General features: G+C 71.5%; 1 protein-coding gene. It reads right to left on the reverse strand.

The features are described 5' to 3' along the window. Nucleotides 1–217 precede the first annotated feature (217 nt). On the reverse strand, nt 218–1,490 hold a 1,273-nt coding region (locus tag HYE82_RS36500), incomplete at its 5' end, for a PQQ-binding-like beta-propeller repeat protein (protein WP_179178515.1).

Below are 1,490 nucleotides of genomic sequence, written 5' to 3' on the forward strand. Positions count from 1 at the left end.
ACCCCTCCGGCGCCGCCGCCCCGCAGCAGCCGCCGGTGGACCCGCGGCAGCCGGGGGCTGCTGCGGCGGGACGGGCGGGGCCGTCGGCGGCGGCGCGCCGAAGCCTCCGGGCGGAGGGTCCTGCGGCGCTCCGAAGCCGCCGGCGGGCGGCTGCTGAGGGGGCGGCGGGGTACTCATGGGTTGCTACTGCCTCTCGGTGGGCGGCTGGGGCACTCGTTCACTTGCCGAAGACCATCAGGAGCTTCTCGTCCTTGCCCTGGGCGCGCAGGCGGGTGACGGAGATGTAGAAGCGGCCGCCCGCGTAGTCGATCTGCGGGTAGTAGAAGGCGTTCTCGATCGGGGCGGCGGCGCCGGAGGGGTGGCGCAGCAGGGCGGTGGGCGTGCCCCCGGCGGCCGGGATCGCGACGACCTCGCCGCCCTTGTCCTTCTCTGCGGACCGGTAGGCGATCAGCTGCCCGTTCTCGGCCCTGATCGGGGTGAGGGTGCGGCTGTCGCCGGCCGGGGTGCGCCACTTGGCCTTTCCGGTGCCCAGGTCGAAGGCGACGATCTCGTTGGGCTTGCCGGAGCCCGCGGCGGTCGGGATGTAGAGGGTGCCGCCGTCGACGACGGTGTTGCGGCAGACTTCCAGGGATCCCAGCGGCGCGTTGTTGCACTCGGTGGCGAACTTGCCCTCGCCGCTCACGGTGGCGCGCTGTTTCCCGTCGGGTCCGAGGACCACGATGGAGCGCTCGCCCTTCTGGTCGTTGCCGACGTCGAGGACGACCGGGTCGAGCGAGTACACGCTGGTGACCTTGTACTTCTCGGGCAGGCGGAAGGTCCAGCTCTTCTTGCCGGTGACCGGGTCGGCGTCCGAGACCTCGCCGTTGCCGTCCTTGTCGATGCAGCCGGCGATCGAGATCACCTTGTTGTTGTGGGCGACGTACGCGTCGGGCCTGCAGCCCTCGGCGGAGCCGCTGCCGAACAGCCTGTCACCCGTGCTGATCCTGAAGGCGCTGGCGCTGCCGCCGTTGCGGCTGACGGTGACGGTGTCGCCGGTCAGTCCCAGGGTGGGCGCGGTCATGATGTCGAAGTGGCCCTCCTTGGGGACCTCCTTCGACCAGCCCTCCTTGCCCGTCTTGAGGTCGACCATCCGCATCCGGTTGCACGGGGCGGTGTCGGACCCGCTCTCCCGGTACAGGACGACGGTCTTGGCATCGGCGGTGGTCTGCGGTGTGACGGAGCAGACCGGGAAAGGGAAGGCGAGCGTCCACTGCTCCTTGCCGTCGGCGGCGCCGTAGGCGGTGAGGTTCTTCCCCACGGCCTTGACGACGGCGTCGCCGACGACCCACTGGCCCTTGGCGTCGATGCCGATGCCCGGGCCGTCGACCTTGGCGGTCTTGAGCCAGAGGACCTTGTCCTCGCCCTCCTTGCGCCCGGCGTTGAGGTCCTCGGCGGCCTGGGAGCCGTTGCCGCTGCCGTCGCCCTTGTCGGGGGCGGCGGAGGCCTCGGGG

Source organism: Streptomyces sp. BR123, from assembly GCF_013401435.1.
Taxonomy (GTDB): domain Bacteria; phylum Actinomycetota; class Actinomycetes; order Streptomycetales; family Streptomycetaceae; genus Streptomyces.